This is a genomic window from Pseudomonas sp. SDO52101_S400 (assembly GCF_054071635.1).
In genome coordinates, this window is the sequence record NZ_JBSVWF010000143.1 from 1 (window position 1) to 917 (window position 917).

Consider the following 917-nt stretch of genomic DNA (forward strand, 5'->3'; position numbering starts at 1 on the left):
CGCCCGAACGAATCGAAACACCACAAGGACCTGCCGGAAACCGCCGAACGTCTGGCCACGGCCAGCGAGCAACAGGACGGTTTCGCCACGCAGGCCAAAGAGCTGCAAGCCCAGGAAGCAGGCGATCAGGACGACGTGGCCAAGGCCTTGCACGCCCAGCATCAAGGCGTGCTCGGCTCGGGTCCGGCGAACCTCACCGCCAACGAATTCCCCGAGTTCACCGAGCCGCATCTGGTACTCGCCAGTCCCGCCGGCATCGCCCTGACCACACCGCGCTCCAGCCACATCGCCACCGGCGAACACCTGGCGCTGAGCAGCACCGGCCACACCAGTTTTTCCATCGGCAAACGCCTGCTCGCGAGTGCCAGCCGTGGCATGCGCCTGTTCGTGCAGAGCATGGGCTGGCGGCTGGTGGCGGCCTCCGGCGACATCGACGTCAAGGCGCTCAAGGACAGCATCAACCTGCTGGCCAAACTCAACATCACCGCCAACGCCGACCGCATCACCATCACCGCCAAGACCGAACTGGTGATCCAGGGCGGCGGCAGCGCCACGACCTACAACGCCGGCGGCATCACCCACGCCACCAGCGGCCCGTACACCGCGCATGCGGCGAACTTCGCCTACACCGGAGCGAAGTCCCTGGCGGGCGTGTTCCCCGAGCCGCCGAAACCGGGCAAGGGCAACCTCGAATTGTTCAACCAGTACGCCGGGCGTCAGGGCATCAAGGAAGGCGATTACGAAGTTATCGATGCCTTGGGCAAAAGCATCAAGGGCAAGCTCGACGCGAAGGGCTTCGCCAGCGTCGCCGGCGCCGCCCCAGGCCCGGCGCGCGTGCTGTTCGGCAAGGATCCGGCGGACACCTGGAGCGAAGGAAGTTACATCGGCAAGCCGGAATGGCCGTTGAATCCGCCGGG

At 66.1% G+C, this 917-nt stretch carries 1 protein-coding gene; it reads left to right on the forward strand.

Features of this window, described 5'->3' with window-relative positions; genetic code table 11:
- Window positions 1-917 (forward strand): DUF2345 domain-containing protein (locus ACW9HX_RS29080; protein WP_457383215.1); only part of this gene is annotated, 917 nt, incomplete at both ends.